This is a genomic window from Saprospiraceae bacterium (genome assembly GCA_016715965.1).
Lineage (GTDB): Bacteria > Bacteroidota > Bacteroidia > Chitinophagales > Saprospiraceae > Vicinibacter.
This window is the reverse complement of sequence record JADJXG010000001.1, coordinates 1451043-1475659: the sequence shown is the minus strand read 5'-3', so window position 1 is coordinate 1475659 and position 24617 is coordinate 1451043. Positions and strand designations below refer to the sequence as shown.

General features: G+C 38.5%; 16 protein-coding genes. 7 read left to right on the top strand and 9 right to left on the bottom strand.

Annotated elements, in window-relative coordinates; translation table 11 throughout:
* The first annotated feature begins 5 nt into the window (after positions 1 to 5).
* The 3 genes from IPM48_05465 to IPM48_05455 are packed head-to-tail and all read left to right on the top strand — an operon-like array spanning position 6 to position 3482.
* Positions 6 to 1127, top strand: coding sequence for a glycosyltransferase family 4 protein (locus IPM48_05465; protein ID MBK9271023.1), 1122 nt, complete (start codon positions 6 to 8; stop codon positions 1125 to 1127).
* The gene (locus IPM48_05460; protein MBK9271022.1) at positions 1111 to 2283 is read left to right on the top strand and encodes a glycosyltransferase; all 1173 of its coding nucleotides are present in this window, start codon (positions 1111 to 1113) and stop codon (positions 2281 to 2283) included. Before IPM48_05465 ends, IPM48_05460 begins: the two co-directional genes overlap by 17 nt.
* A gap of 35 nt (positions 2284 to 2318) precedes the next feature.
* Positions 2319 to 3482, top strand: coding sequence for an aminotransferase class I/II-fold pyridoxal phosphate-dependent enzyme (locus IPM48_05455; GenBank protein MBK9271021.1), 1164 nt, complete (start codon positions 2319 to 2321; stop codon positions 3480 to 3482).
* 12 nt (positions 3483 to 3494) lie between these two features.
* Here IPM48_05455 and IPM48_05450 read toward each other — a convergent pair whose 3' ends face one another.
* The 3 genes from IPM48_05450 to IPM48_05440 form a co-directional block, all read right to left on the bottom strand.
* On the bottom strand, positions 3495 to 4235 hold the full coding sequence (locus IPM48_05450) for a metal ABC transporter ATP-binding protein (protein MBK9271020.1): 741 nt from the start codon (positions 4233 to 4235) through the stop codon (positions 3495 to 3497).
* A gap of 12 nt (positions 4236 to 4247) precedes the next feature.
* A complete protein-coding gene (locus tag IPM48_05445) occupies positions 4248 to 5132 on the bottom strand; it encodes a zinc ABC transporter substrate-binding protein (GenBank protein ID MBK9271019.1) in 885 nt (294 codons plus the stop codon).
* Between the two features lie 98 nt (positions 5133 to 5230).
* Positions 5231 to 5905 (bottom strand): metal-dependent transcriptional regulator, encoded by a 675-nt coding sequence (locus tag IPM48_05440; GenBank protein ID MBK9271018.1) that lies wholly within the window; start codon positions 5903 to 5905, stop codon positions 5231 to 5233.
* A gap of 46 nt (positions 5906 to 5951) precedes the next feature.
* Here IPM48_05440 and IPM48_05435 point away from each other — a divergent pair, with 46 nt between their 5' ends.
* Positions 5952 to 6527 carry a nitroreductase gene (locus tag IPM48_05435; GenBank protein ID MBK9271017.1) on the top strand — a complete coding sequence of 192 codons (576 nt, stop codon included), beginning with the start codon at positions 5952 to 5954 and terminating at the stop codon, positions 6525 to 6527.
* Between the two features lie 74 nt (positions 6528 to 6601).
* On the opposite strand, the gene IPM48_05430 is transcribed toward IPM48_05435, so the two are convergent.
* The gene (locus IPM48_05430) at positions 6602 to 7012 is read right to left on the bottom strand and encodes a hypothetical protein (GenBank protein MBK9271016.1); all 411 of its coding nucleotides are present in this window, start codon (positions 7010 to 7012) and stop codon (positions 6602 to 6604) included.
* 161 nt (positions 7013 to 7173) lie between these two features.
* Here IPM48_05430 and IPM48_05425 point away from each other — a divergent pair, with 161 nt between their 5' ends.
* Together IPM48_05425 and nhaA are read left to right on the top strand one after the other, a co-directional pair.
* Positions 7174 to 8730 (top strand): YifB family Mg chelatase-like AAA ATPase, encoded by a 1557-nt coding sequence (locus IPM48_05425; protein ID MBK9271015.1) that lies wholly within the window; start codon positions 7174 to 7176, stop codon positions 8728 to 8730.
* 66 nt (positions 8731 to 8796) lie between these two features.
* The gene (gene nhaA / locus IPM48_05420) at positions 8797 to 10140 is read left to right on the top strand and encodes a Na+/H+ antiporter NhaA (protein ID MBK9271014.1); all 1344 of its coding nucleotides are present in this window, start codon (positions 8797 to 8799) and stop codon (positions 10138 to 10140) included.
* A gap of 5 nt (positions 10141 to 10145) precedes the next feature.
* On the opposite strand, the gene IPM48_05415 is transcribed toward nhaA, so the two are convergent.
* The 3 genes from IPM48_05415 to IPM48_05405 all read right to left on the bottom strand — a co-directional run bounded on the left by IPM48_05415 (position 10146) and on the right by IPM48_05405 (position 16787).
* The gene (locus IPM48_05415) at positions 10146 to 10862 is read right to left on the bottom strand and encodes a ComF family protein (GenBank protein ID MBK9271013.1); all 717 of its coding nucleotides are present in this window, start codon (positions 10860 to 10862) and stop codon (positions 10146 to 10148) included.
* A 91-nt stretch (positions 10863 to 10953) separates the two neighbouring features.
* Positions 10954 to 12171 (bottom strand): trypsin-like peptidase domain-containing protein, encoded by a 1218-nt coding sequence (locus IPM48_05410; protein ID MBK9271012.1) that lies wholly within the window; start codon positions 12169 to 12171, stop codon positions 10954 to 10956.
* A gap of 125 nt (positions 12172 to 12296) precedes the next feature.
* Positions 12297 to 16787: a gliding motility-associated C-terminal domain-containing protein gene (locus IPM48_05405; GenBank protein MBK9271011.1), complete on the bottom strand. Its 4491-nt coding sequence runs from the start codon at positions 16785 to 16787 to the stop codon at positions 12297 to 12299.
* A gap of 240 nt (positions 16788 to 17027) precedes the next feature.
* Between IPM48_05405 and IPM48_05400 the strand changes: the two genes are divergently transcribed.
* Positions 17028 to 22085 (top strand): AAA family ATPase, encoded by a 5058-nt coding sequence (locus tag IPM48_05400; GenBank protein ID MBK9271010.1) that lies wholly within the window; start codon positions 17028 to 17030, stop codon positions 22083 to 22085.
* A gap of 34 nt (positions 22086 to 22119) precedes the next feature.
* Here IPM48_05400 and IPM48_05395 read toward each other — a convergent pair whose 3' ends face one another.
* Together IPM48_05395 and IPM48_05390 are read right to left on the bottom strand one after the other, a co-directional pair.
* Entirely contained in the window at positions 22120 to 23565 is a 1446-nt protein-coding gene (locus IPM48_05395; protein MBK9271009.1) for a hypothetical protein, read from the bottom strand.
* Positions 23566 to 23577: 12 nt separating this feature from the next.
* Positions 23578 to 24609, bottom strand: a complete 1032-nt coding sequence (locus IPM48_05390; GenBank protein MBK9271008.1) for a hypothetical protein — start codon at positions 24607 to 24609, stop codon at positions 23578 to 23580.
* Between the last annotated feature and the right edge of the window lie 8 nt (positions 24610 to 24617).

Here is a 24617-nt window from a genome sequence, read left to right as displayed (position 1 = left end):
AAGTGATGCACATCTTAGATTATTACTTACCTGTAACGATGAATTGGATCGCTCGATTAATCGACATTACACAGGACAATGCTACACATTATATCTGTTCTAAATATTACAATCCTGAACAAGCTAAACTGGATTCCCGATACAAATATTTCGGAATTGCCAGTTCCTATCCTGTTAAAAGTTTAAATAAGATAATCCACTTATTCTTCAAACGATCATTCGAACATCAAATTGAAAAATTTATTCAACAAGAAAATATTGATATTTTACATTATCATTTTGGCAATATAGGCATCGAAAACATACGACTCATCAGAAAATTTGGAAATCAATCCATTGTCTCACTTTACGGATTTGATTATGAATATTTGTATCATCTTAATGCCTCCACCAAAAAATACTATCAGGAAATGGCATCCTGTGGGGTGCATTTTGTGGTGGAAGGAAACTATAGCAAAAGCTGGCTTGAATCCATTCAAATTCCAAAATCAAGTATCAAGAAGTTGCATATGCTGTTTCCCCATGAATTTAGAAGAGAAAAATCATTCTTAAATTCCAAAATTCTGTTGTCTCAACCAGCCACTTACACGGAAAAGAAAGGGCAGGATGCTTTTCTAAATGCCCTGGCCAGTTCTAAATATAGAGATCGTTTTGTGGTCCAAATGTATGGTGAAATAGGAGACATTCATTATTACAAAGAATTACAGAAAATAATCAAGTTGGGAAATCTAAAGCAGGTGACATTGGGTAATAAAATTTCCTTTGAGGAGTATGGAAAATTATTGCAAAGAGCTAATTTTATCGTCAATCTCAGTCAAAGAAGTAAAACTCATGATACAGAAGGCGGGGTACCCATGGTATTGAAAGATGCGCTTGCTTCAGGAACACCTGTCTTTACGACTGCACATTGTGATATTACGGATTGGATTTCTCATGAATACAATGGATTTATTCATCAGGAGCGAGATACCTCCGGCATGATCGATTCATTGGAAAACATCGCGTCTCTTTCTGCATCTGACTATCATCGACTTTGTTCATCAGCATTCGAATCCGTTCGATTGAAGTTAGAAGGAGAAATCACTAAAAATGAATTGATTGGAATTTACCATGATAGAATCCAATAGAATTGTATTGATCAGTCCAATCGTCAGATCTGAGCGAAATCCCAGATTGATCAGAATGAATAATATATACCATTGTTTAAAAACTGAATATGATGTTATATGGTTTAATAAGGCGAAAGTACGGTTAAAAAGTGGAGTTCCCGGAATGCCCGCTTTTCTTCAATCCATAAAAGGATCTGGAACGACTCTTGCGTTTCTTAGATTATTTGTATTTCCTGATCGCTATATTTTTAAGAACTTTATTTTAATGCTTAGAATTTGGAATGAATATAAAAATCAACCCTGCCTATTTATTAGCTTTTCTCCACCATTTAGTACACATTGGATGTTCTATTTGATTCAAAAACGGATGCCCAAAGCCATCTGGATTACAGATATTGGAGATCCTTTTCACCACAACCCCGGCAATCATTTTTTTAAGTTCCTGGAAACATGGGCTTTTAGATTAGAAACTAAAATTCTCGGATCTGCACATCAGATCGTGGTGAATTCCTTGTCCATTAAAGAACATTTTATTCAAAAATACAAGATTCCTCCGGACAAAATTAGCACCATTTACAATGGTCCTTCCATCGATTTTAAAAATGTAATTTCCAATCCATCGGATCATATTATATTCCTTTATGCCGGCAATAGCTATACTCCGATCAGAGAAGGAATAAAAGAAACTCAGATTATTCTGGATATTATCCATCAACTAAAAAAACAGGATTACGACGCCAAATTTATTCTATTGGGTGATCAGCACATATCATTAAAGGAGAAATTCAAAGACCATAAAGACATCATTTTTTTTAATCATTCACCTGAGTCAGAACTTATCCATTGGTATCAAAAAGCAAGTTTTCTGGTGAATTTTGCAAATTTAAATTATCCGGGAATGCCGAGCAAACTTTCCGAATACAGGGCTACAGGTTTACCAATTCTCAATTTTAAATATGAAGACCACTTAGCCATTGAAAGATATTTGGAAAATTATCCGAAAATATGTCATATTAATATATCAGAACCTCGTGTGAAAAATATACTTGATTATATTTTAAAAAATAGAAATGCTAAGATTGAACCCAATTTGGATGAAATAAAAACTATTCAAAATGAATGGATCAACTTGATCAATTGCTTAAAAAATAATCAGACGAAAATAGATAAATAGAGTCTAAATTTGAGATTAATTTAATGGACCCAAGCATGAATATTATTTCAAAATTACCCAATGTAAAAGAATCCGTATTTGCCAGAATGACAGCCTTGGCCAATCGACATCAAGCCACCAATTTGGCACAAGGTTTTCCTGATTTTAACCCTCCGAAAGAACTGATTGAAAATTTATACAACGCCGCTTCCTCAAACTTTAATCAATATGCTCCGATGCCCGGGGTTTTAAGTCTGCGAAATTCTATTTGTGAACGTTTGCTGGATAGATATCATTTCAAGGCGAACCCTGACAGTGATATCGTAATTACGGCAGGGGCCACCCAAGCCTTATTTACTGTCATCAGCGCTTTCATTTCTAAAAATGACAAAGTGCTCATCATAGAACCAGCTTATGATTCATACGTGCCTGCCGTAATTTCCAATGGTGGAGAACCGGTTTTTATATCTCTCAAATCACCTGATTTTAAATTTCCATTACAAGAATTGAAAGACAGCATTGAAAGACATTCCATCAAAATGATTTTGATCAACAATCCTCACAATCCTTGTGGTTGTGTATTGAGTAAGATAGAAATGGAATCACTTAGGACTATTCTTGCAGAATTCCAGGGTATCATTGTTTGGGATGAGGTGTATGATTATTTGGTGTATGACGATTTGCAACATCAGAGCGCATTATTGTTCGAAGATTTGATGACAAAAAGTGTGGTGATTTATTCCATGGGAAAAACACTGCACAATACTGGATGGAAAGTTGGTTACACTGTTTCTAGCCCAGAGATCGCAAAAGAAATTAAAAAATTACACCAGTTTACAGTGTTCTCTGTGAACACCCCTGCCCAACAAGCCATTGCTGAATTTATGTCAGCCCATCCAAGATTTTTTAATGATCTTCCAAAATTCTATCAGGACAAAAGAGATTTTTTTCTGAAATGCATGGAAGGATTAGCGCTCCATTTTCACATACCACAAGGTAGCTATTTTGCTTTGGCTGATTTTAAGTCCTGGTTTCAGGGTGACGATGAAGAAGCTGCTATAAAATTGGTCACAGAATGTGGTGTCGCTGCAATCCCGCTTTCACCTTTTTATCATGATTGCTATGATCCGGGAATGCTCAGATTCTGTTTTGCTAAAAAAGAAGAAACCATTCTCCAGGCAGCAGAAAAGTTACAGGGAAAATTGATTTCCAAATTATAAGCAAGCAATTCATTAAAAATTTTTCTGTATCAGATGCGATTGACTGGCATAGGTGGCCGATATATTTTCCTTAGTGAATGCATCAGCAGTAGAGCCATGAGCCACCAAACGCTGATTGATCAGGATCACTTTGTCAAAATAATTCTGGACTGAATCCAAATCGTGATGTACCACCAAAATGGTTTTCCCTTTTGATGCCAAGGATTTTAGAATTTGAATAATTTTACTTTCGGTCTTGACATCCACTCCCACAAAAGGTTCGTCCATCAAATAAATTTCTGCATCCTGACACAGGGCCCTGGCTAAAAAACATCTTTGTTGTTGTCCACCGGACAATTCACCAATTTGCCTGTTTCTAAAAGCTAGAATATTTAGTTCATTCATGGCAGATTCTGCCAACTGATAATCCTTTGAAGTCAGTTTTTGATACCATTTCAAATGTGCGTATCGACCCATGAGAACAACATCTTCAACAGTCGCCGGAAATTGCCAATCCACATGATCTTTTTGAGGTACATAGGCAATGCCGGTGATGGAAGCATGTAGATCATTGTTGAGAATCCGAATGTTGCCAGCATTGGGTTCAATTTGGCCCAACAAACATTTAAAAAGGGTTGACTTTCCTGCACCATTCGGTCCGATTAATCCGTAGATATGTCCGGGTTCAATTTTTAAATAGATATTGGACAGTACTCGTTTATTGCCGTAGGCTACTGTAAGTCCACTAATCTCGATGGTAGGTAAATTGTGCATCAGATCAAGACATTATTTTCTATTAATGAAATAGAGGAGCGACAAGGTGATCAGATAAAATAGTCCGATACCAAAATAGATAAACTTTGCATTATTTTTTGAACCCGTATCTGCCATTTTACTTTCCAGCAACAAACCACTTACAATGGTTCTTGCGTTGTGTTTCATCATTCCGATGTAAGATCCGCTTTCTCCTTTCGGATCTCCCAATGAGTCCGCGTATAATTTTCCTCCTATTTGGATCTTGTTTTCTTGTCGGATCTGCTGGATCAATTTTGGATTGATCGTGCTCTCTGCGAAAATTGACTGGATCTTTGATTTGCGGATCAATTGATTGATTCTTATCATTGTTGCAGATTGAACATCTCCCTCAGTGGATGTACCTTGAAGGGGTTCTAATGTTAAACCATAGGCATTTCCAAAATAACGAAATCCATCATGGCTGGTGATCAGAATTCTCTGGTCTTTGGGAATTCTGTCAATTTCCTTTGTAATATATTCATGAAGCTGATCCAATTCCCGCAGATAAATATCCAGATTAAATTTATATTCCTCTTTGTGCAACGGATCGAATTCTGAAAGACTTCTAAAAATATTTTGACAATAAATTTTCGCATTGCGCACATCCATCCAGGCGTGCGGGTCTGTGGCATTTTGATGTTCTTTGTTTTGAATGGGAATAATCCCTTCGGTCAACAAAACTGATTTTGAACGAGCCCCACTGCTTTTGATTAATTTGGACAACCAACCTTCAAATGTCAAACCATTGATGAGAATCAAATCTGCATTGGTCACTTTCCCCAAATCGGAAGGTGTGGGTTCGTACAAATGAGGATCTGATCCGATGGGCACAATATAATCCAATTCGATCAATTCTCCACCTATTACGGCTGCCATATCTGCCCATATTGAGCAAGTTGCCAGAACCCTCGGTTTGTCAGACTGGCCAAAAGAAATCATACCAAAGGACAGAAATATTATGATCCACTTTATCTTCATGATCCACTTTCTTTAACCAAGATGTCTTTGGTGATTTCAAATCCAAGTGTCATTGTCTTGTGGTTTTCGTTGATGAGCGTAATTGATTTGTTAAAATGCGTGTAGTCGATGACTCTGAGGACAACTCCCGGCTTGATGTCCAAACTATCCAAAAATTTTAAAAATTCCTGATCTGAATTTTTTACACCGAGAATGGAAACTGTAATATCCTTGGATTTAATATTGGACAAAGGCACCTGAGGTCTGTAGGTAAAACTTCCGCTTTGACTGGGAATGGGATCACCATGCGGATCAAATTTAGGATGACCCAAAAAAACTTCCAGGCGATTGATCAACTCCTCGGAGCGGACATGCTCCAACTCTTCAGCCATTTCATGAATTTCATCCCAACTAAAATGAAGTGCATCGTGAAGAAAGACCTCCCAGATTCTGTGTTTGCGGATTAGCTGAAGGGCATTTTTCAAACCTTCCTTGGTCAGACTGGCCCCGTAATATTTTTCATAATGAACCAAACCCTTGTCAGCCAGCTTACGAAGCATGTCGCTCACTGAAGCCGCAGTGGTACCTATTTCTGAAGCAATCGCATTGGTGGAACTATTTTGGTCGCTCGTTCGTTCAGAAATTTTGTAGATAGCCTTCAGGTAATTTTCTTCGGTGTTGGTAAGTTGCATGATAAAATTTAAGCAAAGTTAAAATATTTTTTAAACCAGTTTAAAAATGAATGTAAAGTTTGAGTTGCTTTCAGAAATTATCCGTACCCGCAGGTCGGTATTTCCCAATCAATACAAACCTGGTTTGATACCGGAAAGATTGATTGATCAAATAATTGAGAATGCAATATGGGCTCCTACCCATAAAAAAACCCAACCCTGGAGATTCGTTAGAATTAAGGAAGAGAAGCTGGTGGTTTTGTCTGCTTTCCTTTCAGATTATTATAAAAATAACACTCCACCGGATCAGTTCTCTGAGCTCAAGTGGCGCAAAGCTGGTGAAAAACCATTGCAAAGCGCTTATATCTTGGCCATCTGCATTGAAAGAAGTCCAGCCGATCTCATACCCTCCTGGGAGGAAACCAGCGCTTTGGCGATGTCTGTCCAAAATATTTGGCTGAGCTGTACTGCTTTGGGCATCGGCTCATATTGGAGTACACCTGTCGCAATCAAAGCCATGGGACCGTTGTTGGGATTGAGGGATACGGAAGAGTGCCTGGGAATTTATTACATGGGTTGGGCACCGGACGTATTGCCTGCATCTGACCGAAAACCCGCAATCCAAATATCGAGATATTGGTAGTCGTTGAGACCAAAATAAAAATAGTGCCCGGGGAATCTATCCCGGACACTATTCGAGCAATTAATTTTAGTTCTTTAGTTTCTACCTAGCCACCACGCAACGACACCCCCGACTATTCCACCCATTACTACACAGATGGCCACGTCCATCAAGGCTCCATTTAAAGTAAAGGCGTTTGAAGTTGCGTATCCTACCATGTCCCAACCCAAGCCCATGAAAAAGGAAATAATGGCTCCGGCTCTAAGTCCACCCATGAAAGTGCTGATGTTGGTCCAGGTTCCAAAAATATAGGCATACATCATCCCCAGGGAAAGATTACCGACCACAAGAGCCCACATAATCATTTCTTCATCCGGTTTAGTCACACCTGCCATACCCTCCATTCCTGCCATAGTCGATTTGAAAACGAAACCATACAAAATCCAGCCTATTAAAAAACTGGCCACTCCGCCCAAAAGACCTGCGATCATTGTTTTTGTTGACATAAAATTTAATTTAGTTGGTTAAGAATAATTTGTTTGAGGGATAAAATTACAAAATAGTACTCTGAACTTTAAATATATTAATAAAAATTAATTCAAAATTTATTTTGCCTTTTCTCACCGATCAGGCCAAAGCAATGTATTTTTGTCTGTAACATTATACAATGCTCTATAAATCATTTTCCGCCGCGGTGCATGGCGTCGATGCGCGCACCATTACAGTTGAGGTCAATGCAGGAGGTATCGTTGTGGCTGGCAAAAACAATTACTTTTTAGTCGGCCTGCCTGACAACGCCGTCCGCGAAGGATACCAACGAATCGAAGCAGCCTTTAAGAACTCGGGTTTCCAGTTTCCAAGAGTCAAATTGATTATTAATCTGGCTCCGGCTGATTTGAGAAAGGAGGGTTCTGCCTATGATTTACCCATAGCATTGGCCATTCTTGCAGCAACCGGACAGATTAACGGAGAAAATTTGAAAGATTTCTTAATTCTGGGGGAATTGTCTCTTGATGGTGGAATAAGACCTGTCAAAGGGGCACTTCCCATCGCAATTCAAGCCAGAAAGGAAAAATTTAAAGCGATTTTACTTCCGGAACAAAACGCAAAAGAAGCAGCCATAGTCAATCAATTGGATATTATTGGCATCAACAATCTTCATGAAGCCGTTGAATATATTCAAGGCAAAAGAAAAATATCGCCCACAGTATTTGATACACGGGAAGAATTTTCACTCCAAAACGATCAATTTGCAAAAGACTTCTCAGATGTAAAAGGTCAGCAAAACATCAAAAGATCCCTGGAAATTGCAGCTGCTGGTGGTCACAATGTGATACTCATTGGGCCTCCGGGTGCCGGAAAGACCATGCTCGCTCAGAGAATGCCTTCCATATTGCCACCTCTGACGATTCATGAAGCCCTTGAAACTACTAAAATTCATTCCGTAGCAGGAATATTGCCCGGCAGATCCGGGCTCGTTTCAATACGCCCTTTCCGTGCTCCACACCATACCATTAGCGATGTTGCTCTTGTTGGTGGTGGCAGCCACCCATCTCCGGGCGAAATTTCCCTTTCACACAATGGGGTACTCTTTCTGGATGAATTGCCAGAATTTAAAAGAACCGTATTGGAGGTTTTGCGCCAACCCATGGAGGAACGGAAAGTTACCATCAGTCGTGCCAAACTAAGTCTGGATTATCCCGCGAGTTTTATGTTGATTGCTTCAATGAATCCATGTCCTTGTGGATTTTACAATCATCCGGACAAAGATTGTGTCTGCGGCCCCGGAGTTGTGAAAAAGTATTTGTCAAGAATCAGCGGACCCTTGTTGGATCGCATTGACATCCATGTTGAAGTAACTCCGGTCTCCAGTACCGAATTAATGGACAGTCCCAAAAGCACAGAAAGTTCTCAAATAATCAGGGAAAGGGTAATAAGGGCCAGAAAAATTCAAGAGATCCGCTATAAAAATTATTCAGGTGTGCATTCGAATGCAATGATGACCGCTAAGATGGTGGACGAGATCTGCCAGATTGGCCCGGCCGGATTACAACTGCTCAAAACTGCCATGCAGAGGTTGCAATTATCAGCGCGAGCTTACGATCGGATTCTCAAGCTGTCAAGAACAATTGCAGATTTAGATGCAAGTGAAGAAATTAAAGTAGAACATTTGGCAGAGGCCATCCATTTCAGAAGTCTGGATCGAGAGGGTTGGGCTGGATGAAATTGATTTGCATTTAAACCTGGGTGATTGAGTTCTGTTTGATTTTATTTAGTTCAATTTATTTCAATGTCGCACAAAAAGAAACAAACTTTTTTCGAGGGCGAAATCCTGACTCCCGTTGATAAATGGCTTATAAAACCATTGAACGAATTTATTCAAAACAGCACCACCTCCGGGATCGTTCTTTTTGGATCGGCATTGATTGCAATGGTATTGGCCAACTCAGCCTGGGCGGATGGATACCATTCATTTTGGAAGCATCGCTTTGTCATTGGTTTTGATCAATTTGTCATTGACAAAGATTTACATCACTGGATCAATGACGGTCTGATGGCTGTATTTTTCTTTGTCGTTGGCCTAGAGCTCAAAAGAGAAATCGTCGCTGGAGCTTTGAGCAAACCAAAAGATGCAATTCTGCCACTGATAGCAGCTGTAGGTGGAATGATCTTTCCAGCATGCATCTACTTGCTCTTCAATCCGACCGGAGAGGAATCCAATGGTTGGGGAATTCCTATGGCTACGGACATTGCTTTTGCCTTAGGGGTCTTGTATCTCCTTGGTAACAGGGTCCCTGCGGCTGTTAAAATTTTTATTACTGCATTAGCAATTGCTGATGATCTGGGTGCAGTTTTGGTCATCGCATTTTTTTATACTTCCAATATCAATACCGAAAGTTTGGTATTTGCAACGGGTTTTTTAATGATATTGGTTGCTTCCAACTTACTGGGTGTCAGGAACACACTTTATTATGGCATCATTGGAATAGGAGGTCTCTGGGTGGCATTTCTCCTTTCTGGTGTGCATGCTACCATCGCTGCAGTACTTGCCGCATTCACCATTCCAGCTTCTGTAAAGTTGGATGAAAATAATTTCAGCCTCCATCTTTCTAAATTAATCGCAAGATTTGACTCAGAAAAACCCAACAATCTACCCACCGTCAGTGACAATCAATTTCAAATATTAGAAGAAATTAAAGATCTTTCACTTAAAGCCCTCACTCCCTTGCAAAGACTTGAGAACGGAATGCACCCATTTGTTGCATTTATCGTAATGCCCATATTTGCATTTAGCAATGCTGGAATTTCCATTGATTTGGAGATTTCTTCAATTTTAACCCATCCTGTGACTTTGGGGGTGATGCTGGGATTGCTCTTGGGTAAGGTGGTCGGGGTCGCATTTATTTCCTGGCTGGTCATTCGATTAAAACTAGCATCGCTTCCGGAAGGTATGAAATTGGCCCATTTGCCGGGGATTGGCTTTTTGGCGTCCATAGGATTTACCATGTCATTGTTTATCAGTGGTCTGGCATTTAATTCTGATGATTTGGTGAATACCGCGAAGCTAGGCATTCTGATCGCTTCAGTGCTGGCAAGTTTGTTGGGTTATTATCTGATCCGAAAGGCTTGCTGAACGCTTTAAAATCCCATGGCCATGGTTGCCATCCTGATTGAAGCGGGATTGGCTTTATAGATTTCCATCGCACAAGACTCCAGGGTTGCTCCGGTGGTCAGAACATCATCTACCAACAATACATGTCTATTGCTTAGTTCCTTTGGGTTTTGAAGTTGAAAGACACCCTGTATGTTTTGTATTCTTTCTTGTCTATCCTTCGTTGTTTGTGTCTCTGTAAAACCAGTCCGTATTAAGTGATCCCGGGAATATCGAAGATTCATTGATCCAGCTAGCCCCCTGGCAAATTCCTCACTTTGGTTAAAGCCTCTGACCCTCAATCTCGATTCATGAAGTGGAACAGGAATAATGAGCTCAGCCTCATGAAAAAATACAGATTCTCTGAGCATTTTCCCATAATAACTCCCCAGCTGTAGGGCCAAATCCTTTCTGTCTTTGTACTTGATTAACTCTATAAGGGTGGCAATAATACCCTCTCTGCTGTAATAATACAAGGCTGAACCAGCTGCAATTTCAATTCTCCCATCAAAATGGCGGGTGAATTCGTTGGGTTGACGTAAATGTAAATCGGTGGGAGTGGTTTTGCTCCGGCAATTAAGACAAAAGATATCTGATTCGGAGTCATTCTTAAGACCACAATAAAGGCACAAACTTGGATAAACCAAATCTAAGAAGGCGTTGCAATTGTACTTCACAAAATCCAGGAGTGATTTAATTCTCATAAATTCCAACAAAAAAAAATCCTTCCCTTTCGGGAAGGATCTTCAAACAAAACGAAAAACCAACTTTATAGAAAGCTACAAAAACCTTGGTTTACAAACCTTTCCGAATCTTAACTGGAATCTCTTTGGAGCTTCCATCTCGGATAATCTTCACTTGAATGGTCTCACCAACTTTGGTCAGGCCAACCTCCTTTATGAGGTCATCATAATTTTTCACCGACTTTCCGTTAACACCTATAATCACATCCTTGGGACGCAATCCGGCGTATTTTGCAGAGCTATTATCCTCAAGTTCTTCTATCACAACACCATCTTTCGAAGAAAGGTTTAATTCTTTTAAATAATTTTCATCAATCTCAGAAACCACCACACCAAGTCTGCCCCTTTCGAAATTTCCATTGGCGATCAGCTCCTTCACAATCTTGTTCATCAGGTTGACTGGAATGGCAAATGAATACCCATTAAAATAGCCAGTTTTCGTGGCAATCGCAGAGTTAATACCTACCAATCTTCCCATGCCATCCACCAAAGCACCTCCGCTATTGCCCGGATTGATGGCTGCGTCAGTCTGAATAAATTCTTCAATGCCTTTTTGGGAAGGGTTTGCTGGATTTCCATAATAAGGGGAATAATCCCGGTTATCATCGATTATATTTAGATCTCTTCCCTTGGCAGAAACGATACCGGCTGTAACGGTCGAGGTCAGATATCCAAATGGATTTCCAACCGCCAAAACCCACTCTCCGACTTTCAACAAATCAGAATTGGCCATGGGAAGTACTGGAAGTCCATTCTCCTCTATTTTAAGTACGGCAAGGTCTGTTCTTGGATCAGTCCCAATTTTACTCGCTTTGAATTTTTTACCGCTCTTTAAAATAACTTCTATGTCATCCGCAAATTCCACCACATGATTATTGGTAACGATGTATCCGTCATTGGAAATAATTACCCCGCTACCGCTGCCTTTTTGAGGCTGAAAACCATAACCGAAAAAATCTCTGAACATCGGGTGATTAAAAAAAGGATCGTTTCCAAAATACCTTTGTTCCTTCTGTCTCACTTTTTGTTCGCTTTCCTGGGCATTTATCTGAACCACCACCTCCAATGCCTTACTGGCAGCCAAGGTGAAATCCGGTCCGGTATTCGGGGAAGGCAATCTATTTACGAAAGATTCATTGTTGACATGCATCGCCTTTTCATTCGGATTTTCATGCATGGTCAAATATTCAGGAAGATAAAAATAGGCCGTGGCTGCGACCAATAATCCTCCGATCAATCCAGCCAATAAATTTGAAAAAATATTCTTCATAATAGTGTATTTTTTTCTAACTTAATGCTCCATTTAACGCAGACACTTTTCAATCAGTTTTGTACCTATTTCAATTTAACATAGTTTTAACCGAACTCAAAAAGTAAATAATTATATCCATTCATTTACCTGATCAGACTGAGATCACCCTTTAATTCAATGATTGTTCCATCCAATCTTTTTGCCTTTACAAAATATATAAAAACACCGGGATTGACTGGTTTGCCATTCATTTGTCCATCCCATCCCGAATTAAGATCGTTGGGAGGAAAGAAGCTGTTTTCAAACATCAATTCGCCCCATCTGGAATAGATCCTAAAATTTTCGATTTCCTTAAAGGCTTCCGTTCCGAAAACCGTTATTCTGTCATTGACCAGATCTCCATTCGGACTAAAAACATTGGGCACATAGATTTGTCCATCCAAGTCCAGCTTCAATGCAATCTCGAGAAATATTTCGCATCCATTCTCATCCAAGAGTTTTAATTTGTACAGCATATCGCGTAAAGGACTTGCATAGGGTTCCAAACAATCCGTACAACTCAATCCTTCAGCAGGACTCCACTCTATCAAGCTTGGAACAAAATTGACAGTGGGTTCTAGTTTTACCATATCACCCAAAGAAATTTGGATTTCCGGAGCAATAGAGACCAAAGGAATAAATGGTTCTGGCAAGATGGCAGACAATGATTTTATACAACCGAGAGAATCTCTAACCTGAATGCGGTAAGAACCCGGAGAAAGTTGATCAAACCGCACATTGTTGACCCAATTTTGGTTTGGATCAATGGAATATTCAAACGGTTCCAATCCATTTAGTACCTGAATTACAATGACACCATCATTGATGCCATAACACTTGGGTGGAAAAAGCAGTGGATTAAAATGGATGCTGTCCTTTTTTAAATGGGTCTGTATGATGCTATCGCAACCAAATCGGTTAGAAATGGTATCAATATAAGTTCCGGGCAAATGATACACTTTATTTCCAATTTGTATGACATCATCTTCACAAATAAGATAATTTTGATTCATTCTATCCACTGGATTTATCTCAATCTCAGTGATCAATACACTGTCACAACCCATGATGGTCTGAAGGGTATCCCGGTAAACACCTAGTTGTTCGTACCGATTCGTACCTACCTCAAAATATTCTCCTTCACAAAGTGCAATATTTTGCAAAATGGAATCGGCAGCCAACAATTGAAGATGGGTGACCACGATACTATCACAGGCCAATGAGCTTTTTAAGGTATCCCAATAGTAACCCTCCACAGAATACTCTTTTCCATGAATCTGATAAGAAGCTCCGCTACACAGACTTACCGGATTTGGTACAACAATCTCCGGTAAAACATTCAGAAAAGTATGGACTACACTATCACAACAATGAATATTCTGAAACACATCTTTATAAACACCTGATTCAAAATATACATTGGCATTAAATGGAAAACTGTCTCTTGCACAAATCTCAACAAATTGTGCCGTGCTATCCTTTTGCTGAAAATCTTCTACGATAAAATGGAGACTGTCTGAAGTGCAACCAAACTCATCCCGGACCACTATAAAATGAGTTCCAGGTTCAAGATTAGAAAATAGCGGTTCATGGACCCAACGTTGCCCATTTAAACTATAATAATAAAACGGGAAGGTTCCGGATGCAGAAACAGAAATATAGTTTGTTCGATCACAACAATTGACCGACAATTTTGAAGAATCTACCTTTAGATTTATTTTCCTTCCAAAATTTACTATTTCCACATCCCTAAATACTTCACATCCCAATGCGTCTCTGGTGTAAACACGAACAAGGCCAGGGCTTAATTTTTCAAAATGACCATCAGTATTCCAGTTTGTTCTGTCCAAACTAAATTCATAGGGAGGCAGCCCACCAATGCCTTGAATCACAATAATTCCAGAATCTTTGCAGGTAAGTGATTGGGTAAATATAATGCTATCTCTTAGTGGAATTCTTTGATCCCTTAAATCCAAAATGCGGGGTATGATGCAGTTTCCTATTTTGGCATAAACAGTGACACTGGAAAGTGACCTAACCCTAAACTGGTATTCAGGACCAAATTCCTGACCGTTTAAAGAATATTCCGCACCGGGAAAATCTTCCGGATTGAGTACTTCGAGTATAATTTCATCCAATGAGCTACATGAATCCTGCAAACTTGCTTTGACTTTAAGGTCAGCCTGTTTTACTTCGATAGTAACAGTATCGAGATAGATCAAGCCACATTGGTCATTCATCCTCAAAAAATAAGTGGTAGTACTGTCCGGTGTAAAAATGGGATTTCTGGAGGATGGATCAGAGACTCCATTCGTCGGAGACCATAGGTAGGTATTAAAAACAGAAGGGGCAGACAACTGAATGGATTCTCCTGCACAAATTACCTGATCTGCAATGTTGTTGATGCCTGTGATGTAATTGAGACAGACTTGATGCACATTTACTGCACCACCTGTAGCAGAAGTAAATCCAAAAAATACATTGGGGTCATTGCGAAAAATATCCTGAACCAGATCAATTCTTAAGCTCAATCTACGGTTACAATCCACATATACTTCCAGGGTTTTACTGATTGCATTCCATCGGATTAGACCTTTATGCCACATACAATCTTCTGCATTGGCCAAAGTAGGAAAAATGCCAACTGGTCCTGCAAGATTGTCTGGTGTATTGTGTCCTACAGTGCCATTTCTCATGATGGCCAGGTGGTCGTAAAAAGGATCATTAAATTCATTGTTGTCCCAGGTATCAAATTCAACGGCAAGACTTGGGACTATCCCCTGGTAACCGATTCCACCTCCAAATATTCCAATGGAAGTGGAAATGGGTTGTAAAACAAAAGCCATCCCATCCGCACCATTCCGGTCAATGCAACCCAAATTGAAATCAAAAAAGACATCAAAGCTATTTGTAAAATCTACTTTGTCCTCATACCACATTGAGCCTGCCTGATTGTTCAAAGCTTGGGTAAGTCTGTAACAATCTCCCCCGGTACTCACTGCATCATTGTTAAGAATAAAATTTTTATTGGTGGTAGATTTACAGCTATCCGGAACAAACACACTAATGGTATCGGTACATCCATTCAAGTCAGTTACTGTAATGGTATATCCACCTGCAGTTAACAATTGAAAATAGGGATCATTCTGGGCAAAGATTCTATTGGAAATACGATAGGAGTAGGGTGAACTACCATTTCTCGTTTCGACAGTGATGGTTCCGTCGCTCCTGCAGTTTGTTGGTGTTGTAGCAAGAAGACTTATTTCCGGTTTTGGAAAATTTGAAAAACTCAAAACTTTCTCATTGTTGTCTGAATATAAATCATCGGAAGGATTTGGAAGTTCGATTCTAATTTTGATGGAATGTGTACCATAGGGTAAATAGAAACATTGAAGAGAAATGCTGTCTTTCTGTCCCGGTGCAACAAGGCCATTCCAGCTTAAATTCAATTCTGGCGATCCATTTACAGAATAATAAATTCGTAAGCTGCTGATATTTCTCAAACCGGCGTTTCCAAAAATCAGAGAAGGGCAAACTGTATCCAGACAATAATCACCAGAAATATTAAACTCATGTATGACGGCATCGTATTCTCCTACCAACAAACAACCGTCAGAGCCAATCAAACCATTTCTTGAAATTTCCAATGCAGAAATCATTCTCGATGCTTGACCTGATGTGAAATGTGCGGGTCTGCAATTGGAATAGTCCATAAAATTGTCGTTGTCATCTTGTAAATCAGGGTTGTCTGTATTGCACGAATTGGTATTGCATGCTGCAAAAGAAGCAGAATTGTCCGGAGGAGTATCACACACCCGATCTCCATCCAGGAGACAATCCTGGTTATTACATCCTCCATTAAAAGTGTGGTGAAGTCCCAGGTAATGACCCATCTCATGGGCAGTGACCACAGTACCGCCAACGGTATTCCAATATCGTGCTTCTTGTACGATCCCATCAACAGAACAAGGTGCACCGGGAAAATAGGCATAACCTGCTAATCCGCAACCAAACGTTCCATTAAAAAGATCGGTGACCAACCAAATATTTATATACTTCCTGCAATCCCATGAAACCAATTGCTTAATCAAATTATCAGAGGATGAATTCGTACCGGGTGAACACATTGGATCATTCGTAAGCATACTCTCCGTACGCGTGATACCACTGGTAGGTCTGCCCAACGGATCCCTTTTGGCAAGACAAAATTGAATACCAACATCAACACCCTTAGCGGCAGCAAAAGGGCCAGAATTGGAGAAAGCCTGGTTGAGAAATTGCATTCCTTGTTCCACTTGTTGATCTGTGAGATTGTTGCCAGTACCAATGCTTGTTCCAGGTGGAATGACCAGGTGGATCACTACAGGCAAAACATACATAACTTGTCCGGAAGATCTTGCATTTATCCCTTCCTTTGTTCGCAAATAAATTTGTTGATTTAATTGCTCTACTTGATTGCGATAAGCAGGGTTCTTTAAAATAAGTTGGGCATGTGCGCTATCAAAAAGACAGGTATGCTGTGCCAAAATCAAATTTGAAGATGAATAAACCAGTTGAATCGTCAACAATAGCCCCAAAATTCCTGTATAGTTCATTTTTCAGTATAATAAGCAAAAATAGTAAGATTACATAGATACTAAATCATATTCCATCAAAATCTTTCATTGCAGGACCGAAATCACGATTAAATACGTAAATCTTAATTGATAAATACCTTAAAAATCAACCATACATTTCCATGAACGGTTTTTGAAATCATTCAAAATATAGGTAATCATTTATTATATTTGCATGTTCCAGCTAAATTCCGAAGCCTCAATCGTATAATTTAATATATGTACCAATTATTAAATGAGAGTGTTCGATCTAAATTATTCATCCAGAAAGAGCACAATGATCCACATTCTTATTTGGTGAAAACCTGCAATTCTGCCAGACAATCCAAGTCTGAATTGGTCAATGAGTTTGAAATATGTAAAAAATTAGATCTTTCCAATGTCAGAAAAGCCATTAAAGAAACGGTTTATCTAAACAAGGATGCATTTGTCTATGAATTTGTGGAAGGTTGTTCCCTGTCAGAGTTTATAAAAACAAAAACACTGGATTTTGAATCCTTTTATGCAATTGCCAAAAATTTGATTGAAACTTTGATTTCCATCCATGAAAAAGGAATTATTCACTTAAGATTAAATAACCATAATGTTCTAATCCATCCAAATGATTTGAATACCTGCATCATTGATTTCAGTCTTGCCAGTTATACAAAAGAAGTCAAGTCCATTCATTTTGCAGAATGGGGATCAGAATTGGCATACATCGCGCCTGAACAAACAGGACATCTGAACAAAAAAGTTGATGAAAGAACTGATCTTTACTCCATTGGGATCATTTTGTATGAAATGTGGTCTGGGAGACTTCCTTTTACCAGTGAAAATGCTCCTGACATGGTGCATGATCATCTCGTTAAAAACGCAACTCCACTTGTACAAATTCGATCAGAAACGCCCAAAGTTCTTCAACTCATCATCGAGAAATTGTTGTTAAAAAATCCGGATAGGAGATACCAGAGTGCAAAAGGATTGATGCATGATTTAAATCAATCCTATGAATTCCATCAATCTTCACAATCCGGCATCGATTTTACTCCGGGAGAATTGGACGTTCCTACCTACTTAAGCATTTCTACGGGATTTTATGGTCGCAAAAAAGAATGGCAAGAACTGACTAATATTTTTACAAAAATTCGTTCAGGTCAACAGGAAGATGCTGTTACATTTCTCACAGGACCCAACGGAATAGGTAAATCTAGACTTGCGAACGAGTTTTCGAAGTTCGTCATACAAGAGTCTGGTTTATTCCTGAGCAGCAAATTAAGCCAACACCGAATTCCGATTCCCAATCAGATTGTCGTCGACATCTTAAAGAATTTAGCAAGCTATATTTTGTCACAATCAGATGAATCGATGTCTGAATGGAAATCCATCATTCAAGATTCTGTACAGGATATTGGTCAATTGTTGATTGAATTGGTACCTGAATATTCATGGATCATTGGTGATCAAGATCCTCTTCCTGCACTGAGTATCACTCAATCAGAAAGCAGGCTTAATTTTCTATTTCACAATATAATTTCAACCATTGCTGCCGAAGATCATCCGGTCGTCCTTTTTATTGATGACATGCAATGGACTGATAATGCATCCTGGAAAAATTTAGAAATTTTATTGAATGGAAAAGGTATTCCTCATCTAATGCTGTTGGGAGCCTTCTGGAACGGTGAATTAAAAAATGAAACCCAGTTCAAAGAAAATATAACACGACTCTTGAAGGATCAGGTAGATCCCAGACTGATTGAATTAAAAAATTTGATTCCTGAAGAAATCAAAGATTTTCTTTCAGATTCTTTTGAATTGGAAGATCTTCCTTCGTTGGTGGAAATGTCCTATCGCAAAACACACGGAAATCCATTCTATTTACAAAACTATCTGGACAGTCTATTTCATAAAAAGTATCTTAGCTTCAATAGCAAAACGCAAAAGTGGTCTGTTCAAACAGAATCCATTAAAGATGCAGAATGGGCTGAAAATGTAATTGCCTATCTCAACGAACAGGTAAAAAAATTGCCCATTGAGTGCATGAGAATTCTTGGAATAGCATCCTGTCTTGGATATCATTTCAAAAAGCGAGATTTAATTGAATTTTCGGAAGTAGATCCTTTTGAAATTAACCGAATTTTAAAAATACTGGTTGAAAACAATTTACTAAATGACTATTCCATAGATGAATATCATTTTGAACATGAGTCTATTTTTCAAAATGCACTCGAATTGCTGGAACCAAAGAAAAAGGAATTAATTCATTACAAAATTGCCTCAAAATGGAAAAATAATCTGGGAGAAAATACCTCAGATACCATGCTTTTCCAGTTGACCAATCAGTACAATCAATGCAAAAGTCTTTTACAATCTGCTGAGAAAATCAATGTTGCAAAGTTGAATTTCCAATCGGGACAAATTGCCAAAAAAGCAACTGACTTTGATTTGGCGTTCAATTTTTTTCTTCATTCCACCAGTTTGATTAGTAAGTCCGATTGGAGAACTAACTATGAATTCTGTTTATCGGTACATCACGCTGCCGCAGAATCCGGAATGAAGATCGGCAAGTACAAGCAAGCACATCAGTTCTTGGATGAATCCCTGAACAATTCAAAAGATCCAATGGATCGCATTCTCGCACATGAAATAAAACTATTGCATTTTTGTGAAACCCATCAATTTCCTTCAGCCATAGAATATTTACTGGATGTCTTAAAAGAAATTGGTTATCGGGTACGGAGAAACCCCAGTAAGCTAGAAATCCTCAAAGAATTTATTTATGTCAAATGGTTTTTCATTGGAAAGCAAGTAGATGAATTGATACACTTGCCTGAAATGAAGGAAGAAAAGCCATTGGCATTTATCAAATTGACCGGAATGGCTCAAGTTGCTATTTTCGGAAGTGCTCCGGACATCCTTCCTATCATAAACTTCAAGCAGGTTTCACTTTCTCTCAAATATGGTAATTCACCCTACTTACCTTATGCACTGGCAGCCCATGGATTCGCCATTACCGTTTTTATGGGTGATTTGGCAAAAGGACATGATTTGGCAAAAACCGCTTTGCAAATGACAGAAAGACCGGATGCACTGTTGATCAAGGCAAGGGTGATGGTGATATATTATGGCTTTCTTTCGTATTGGAAAAACCCAATCGTGGCCAGCAAAGCGCCACTCAAGGAAGCTTATCTGCTCGGAAGGCAAACAGGTGATTTGCTTTATGCTTCTTTCGCTTTGGCCTTTCACAATGAAATTCGCTTTTACATAGGCGATCACCTCTCCCAATTATTAACCGATCAATCAAATGATTGTCTGCTGATTAAAAACTTAAAACAAAACCTGGTTTATATCATTGCTGAGTATCAGAGGCAACTGGTTATCAATCTTACTCAACCCTTTGATGAACCATGGGTATTCAATAGCGAGGGTTTTGATGAAAAACATGCCATTCAGGAATTGGCAAATTTAGGTGACAAAGCAAGTACATTTGGCTTATTTCACAATAAATTGGTGATCGCATGTATCTTTAACCGATATGATATTGCTGAAGAATTTCTTGAATTTGCATCTACTTATGAGGACGAGTCCACATCGCGACAAATAAACTACTCATCCTACTTATTCTACTCCGGTATCGTTGAAATGATGAATCTTTCCAACAAAGAAGCTTCTTTGAGAACGAAAGCAATAAAAAACATTCGTAAAAAGTTGAAAATTCTTCATTCTCATTCTTCCGATGCTCCTCAAAACTACAAAAATAAATTGCGTCTCCTGGAGGCATTGATGGCAAAATTTGAAGGGCGAAACAAAGATGCATTTAGCTTCTTCTTAGAAGCCATTCAGCTGTCTAAAAATTCAGGTTTCATAGGTGAAGAGGCTATTTGCAGAGAATTATTTGGAAATCATCTTATTGCCAGTGGAGAAATCGAATATGGTGAAATGATGATCAATGCAGCTTACCAATGTTATAACAATTGGGGTGCCAGAAACAAATGTCTTCAAATGCTGGATGAGTACAAAGCCATTTTAGGCAACCCTGCAGATTCCGGATTTGAAAATTCCATTGCCAGTTTTCAAAATATTTTTGATTTAAACACCATCATCAAATCCAATCAAATTCTCTCCTCTGAAAATAATCTGGACAGACTTCTCTTTAAAATGGTGGAACTTGTAATGACCAATGCAAGCTGCAGCAAAGTAGTTGTTTTGTACAAGGATAAACATGGACAATTTATTCCTTACGTTAAAGCCGTACAAGAAGAAATCAATATTTTGGATCCCAATATTCATCAATTGACCTTGCAGGTTCCTCAATCTGTTATTATGTATGTCTCTCATTCCAAAAATGAATTTGTTAGTCCTAATTTGAGCAATGAAAAACCATATTACCAGGATCCATACGTGAACGCTACACAGCCCATTTCTGTCTTGTGTCTGCCCATAATTTTCAATAAAAATATCTTAGGAGCCATTTATCTTGAAAATAACCTTACTGAAAATGCTTTTGACAAGAAAAGAGTAGAGTTTTTCAAAACGATTGTATCACAACTTGCCATCTCAATGGAAAATGTTGCACTCTATGAAGGAATGGAGGATAAGGTGATCGAGAGAACTTCTCAGCTTCAGCAAAAAAACGAAGAATTGACCATTGAAAAAAATAAGTCAGAAGAGTTGTTGTTAAATATATTGCCTGAAGAAATTGCCATTGAGCTTAAAGAAAAGGGTAGTTTTAAGGCCAAGAAATATGATAAAGTCACTATACTATTTTTAGACATAAAAGATTTTACTGAAATTTCAGAGTGGATGGAACCTGAGGAATTGGTATTAGAATTGGATACCTGTTTTAAAAAATTTGACGAGATCATTGTCGAATATGGATTGGAAAAAATAAAAACAGTGGGTGATGCTTATCTTGCCGTTGGAGGGCTGCCAGATAACAACAAAGCAACAGCAACAGATGTGGTTAATGCGGCAATGAAAATGGTGGAATTTACCAAAAACCGAGCTGAAGAAAGAAATAAAAATGGTCAGAAAGGCTTTGAAATAAGAGTTGGAATCAATACGGGTTCTGTTGTTGCGGGAATTGTTGGTATCAAGAAATTTCAGTTTGATATATGGGGAAACGCCGTAAACGTAGCTGCCAGAATGGAACAAAACTCTCAAGCCGGAAGGGTCAACCTTTCTTCTACCACTTATGAATTGGTAAATACATCCTTCATTTGCGAATCAAGGGGTAAGTTACCAGCCAAAGGATTGGGTGATATAGAGATGTACTACCTGATCGGCAAAAGTCATTAGATCTCTAAGTGTAAGTTTTGTGATTTGGTCTTTTCTATTTTACATTGGTGAGACCCCAGATGAAATCAGCGTTGTAACCATAGCCATTTGTTGAGGTATCTGATGTCATAAATCTGGCCTGGCTGTGACAACCCATACAGCTGGAAGTCTTTTGATCAAAAGTCTCCAATACAGTATTGGCCATGAGTGTTGGAGTATAGCGATCACCGGAGGTAAATAAAGTAGGATCAAAGGGCCACTGAGTCCCCACCAACTGGTAATATTGCCAGGGAGAATTTGGATTGACAGCTCTTATTTTTTCCCAGTATTTTTGGGTGATCTCTTGTGTACTTGCAGCGATCGGATTGATTCTGACTACCTGATTTGGTGTTTTCTTTTGAACATCCTGGTGCATTTTTATCGTGAAGGCTTGGTTATATGTTGAAGTATCCAAATTTTCTTTGTTATAATAGCTGTATTTCATTGAATCAACCACCATAGGCTTTCCATCGGGACCTAATAATGGTGCATTGTCGATGTGCTCAAAACTACTCCACACCCATTGGGTAGCCTCAGATACTTTCTGTGCAATATGAATACCAACAAGTCCGATCTCAATGATTGTATTTGAGTCATTAAAAACTTTTCGAATAAAATACCTTCTTTTGTCGTCATTTGGAGTCATGATTCTCCATGCAGATTTAATGATAGACGAGTTGGGGTTTTTCAAAAAGTAATAATCTCCACCCAACAATTTAAAAGAAGAGTCTACTGAATTTCCAATAGAGAAATAAGCTCTCTTGTATCTCTCTTCTATTCCAATCTCCTTTCCATTTTCAATTACCTTTAATCCTCTTGTGGCCGAGGGCCAATTTTTAACAAATTCTTTCTGTCCATCTAAGTTGTACAATTTAGCCCGAACCACATATTCGAATGCCTCCCTGTTGTAAAAAACTTGATAAAGGGTATGGTTATGATTTTGATCTGTCAGTAAATGATGGTCTGCCTCCTTATTCTCAAAAGTATTCAATTTTGCGATTGTTCTTAACTCAGAGGCAACATAAGCAACAATGTTATTCCCCCTTGATCCAATGTGCTCCTCCCAACTCTGAGGTATTCTACCATCCTTTGGATAGACTTTTGCTCCGGGCATCCAATACTCAAATACAACATGATTTGATTCAAGGGCAAAACTGGAATTGGTATCTGGCTTCCCATTTTCATTGGAAGGCCAGCAAATCGCAACAAAAGTCCTCCATGAAAATTCATCTGCGTTGTTTTGTAAATAGAGCACTAGGCTGTCCTGATTTCTGAAATTAGGTACATTCTGGATGAGGGGAAGTTTTAAATCCGTAGGCACCTCAAACATGCCATAAAATGGATTCTGTGTTCCTAAGACATTGGGTTGATTTTCCTTTATCTCAAATTTGCATTGGCTTAGAATCACAATGGCCATAAAAATTGAAATGGCGATGTGATAAATGTTTATAATTTTTGTCATTCCAAATATATTTTAAAAATCATTCTTGAATTTAAATCCAGTATAAGCTTTCATTTTAGCCCCATTCATCGGGTGGAAAACAATTTTAAAATGGCTAAACCAAATATGATAAGGATTGTCCTGTTCTAAAAAATGGAGCGCATTCAATTTTAAAAATTCTTGCGCCAATATACCATCACAGAGCTTGTTAATCATACACTGCGTAAGAAATTCCTTTGATTTATCTACGTTCTTAAAATAAAATTCCAAACCTATTTTTTCAGAGAGTTTTTCTGTAATATCCACATCTAATGCAATAATTGAATTACAATTTGTGGCAAGTTGAAGAATTGATTCCAAATCTTTGTATTGCTCAATTGAATGAGAAGCTTTGTCCAAAAATGAGACAATATCTGAAGGATTCAATTTCTCGATAAAAAGTCTCAAGCCTGCTTGATTTCTTGCTTTCATGAATCCAATTTGAGAAATGATTCCTACCCCATCCAGAAGAGAATAACAATCCAACAATTTTTGCAAACAATCCTTTTGAATGTTTTCAGCCATAATCATCTTAAATATTTTTTCACAGGCCAATAATATTTCCAACCTGTTGGATGAGAGGGAAGGGCCAAAGAAAAAACTGTATGGTATAAGTTTGGTCTGAAGATCTTTTGCATCAAATTCAAACCATATATTTTGAATGACCCCATTCAAATTATGATTCCAATACCGATGCAAACTAGCAAGTGATTGTAAATTTACAACAAATTTATCTTCGTGTAAGGTCCTATTTTCAAATGTTTGAATCCATTGGATCAATTGATCAGGTTTGTGAATACAAATTAATAAGTCAGGAGTGAAATTTCCTTCTGTTAAATGGAATTCGAAGCCGAAATAATCGCTGACACTGCACGGTATGTCCTTCAACAATAGATGAACATGGGCAAAATAATCATCCTGGATGCGAGCGAAGGGACCCCAGAATCTAAAATGCTGGATAATGTCCTTAAGAACAAGATCGTCGCATAGAGTACTACTTGTATTATGTAAAGTATTTTTTTCCAAAACAACTC

Coding starts and splice junctions, on each gene's coding strand:
- IPM48_05450 (MBK9271020.1), bottom strand. CDS start 4,235: ATGCACAATTTACCTACCATCGAGATTAGTGGACTTACAGTAGCCTAC.
- IPM48_05445 (MBK9271019.1), bottom strand. CDS start 5,132: ATGGCAGCCGTAATAGGTGGAGAATTGATCGAATTGGATTATATTGTG.
- IPM48_05425 (MBK9271015.1), top strand. CDS start 7,174: ATGCTCTATAAATCATTTTCCGCCGCGGTGCATGGCGTCGATGCGCGC.
- IPM48_05430 (MBK9271016.1), bottom strand. CDS start 7,012: ATGTCAACAAAAACAATGATCGCAGGTCTTTTGGGCGGAGTGGCCAGT.
- nhaA (MBK9271014.1), top strand. CDS start 8,797: ATGTCGCACAAAAAGAAACAAACTTTTTTCGAGGGCGAAATCCTGACT.
- IPM48_05465 (MBK9271023.1), top strand. CDS start 6: ATGCACATCTTAGATTATTACTTACCTGTAACGATGAATTGGATCGCT.
- IPM48_05415 (MBK9271013.1), bottom strand. CDS start 10,862: ATGAGAATTAAATCACTCCTGGATTTTGTGAAGTACAATTGCAACGCC.
- IPM48_05410 (MBK9271012.1), bottom strand. CDS start 12,171: ATGAAGAATATTTTTTCAAATTTATTGGCTGGATTGATCGGAGGATTA.
- IPM48_05455 (MBK9271021.1), top strand. CDS start 2,319: ATGAATATTATTTCAAAATTACCCAATGTAAAAGAATCCGTATTTGCC.
- IPM48_05395 (MBK9271009.1), bottom strand. CDS start 23,565: ATGACAAAAATTATAAACATTTATCACATCGCCATTTCAATTTTTATG.
- IPM48_05400 (MBK9271010.1), top strand. CDS start 17,028: ATGTACCAATTATTAAATGAGAGTGTTCGATCTAAATTATTCATCCAG.
- IPM48_05405 (MBK9271011.1), bottom strand. CDS start 16,787: ATGAACTATACAGGAATTTTGGGGCTATTGTTGACGATTCAACTGGTT.
- IPM48_05435 (MBK9271017.1), top strand. CDS start 5,952: ATGAATGTAAAGTTTGAGTTGCTTTCAGAAATTATCCGTACCCGCAGG.
- IPM48_05440 (MBK9271018.1), bottom strand. CDS start 5,905: ATGCAACTTACCAACACCGAAGAAAATTACCTGAAGGCTATCTACAAA.
- IPM48_05460 (MBK9271022.1), top strand. CDS start 1,111: ATGATAGAATCCAATAGAATTGTATTGATCAGTCCAATCGTCAGATCT.